At 61.3% G+C, this 610-nt stretch carries 1 protein-coding gene and 1 pseudogene; both read right to left on the minus strand.

Annotated elements, in window-relative coordinates:
* The coding region (locus WS46_RS08865) for a phage baseplate assembly protein V (protein ID WP_257129938.1) at positions 1-335 on the minus strand (335 nt) is incomplete at its 3' end.
* 29 nt (positions 336-364) lie between these two features.
* Positions 365-610 (minus strand): annotated as a pseudogene (locus WS46_RS35970) (phage tail protein); the annotation flags it as partial.

Raw genomic sequence — 610 nt, forward strand, 5'->3', positions numbered from 1 at the left:
GTCTTCGTCTTGATGTCGATGACGCGGCCGCGCGAGAAAACGATCGAATCGCCTTCGTCGGTGTAGATCGCTACCTCACCGGGCTTCAACGCCTTCAAGCGATACTGCGCGTGCTCGGTCGCTATGACGATACCGTGACTCGTCTTACCGCCGATCGGCAATACGATCTTCATCGTGCCGGCCGGTGGAGCACTGGTGTATCCGTAGTGCTGGAACAGCTCTTCGTCGACACCGTTCTCGCCGGCCAGCCCTTCGCCGCGCACCATGCCAACAGGACCATCGGTGTTCACGCCGCTGATCACGCCGCGAAACGCCTGGCGCACGCCGGCCAGCATGCGCGACACTCGCCTTTCAACTTCTCGCATCATTTTGTCACCGTCGTGTTGCCGTTTGCGTCCGTCACGACCAACGAAAGCGGGCCGTCACCTTTCTTCTTGCGTCGATGCTTGCGCCCCGAATGCGGATGCGCGTCGAGAATCCAGACGCCGTCTTCCTTCAGTGTCAGCGTCGTGTGGGTGCCGCCAGGACGGCCACCCGTGAAGCGGCGCGCCATCAGGAAATAAATGGCATCGATGCCGTACTCTTCCCACACGACATGCACGCGCTGCCC

This window comes from Burkholderia sp. RF4-BP95 (assembly GCF_001521985.1).
Taxonomy (GTDB): Bacteria; Pseudomonadota; Gammaproteobacteria; order Burkholderiales; family Burkholderiaceae; genus Burkholderia; species Burkholderia diffusa.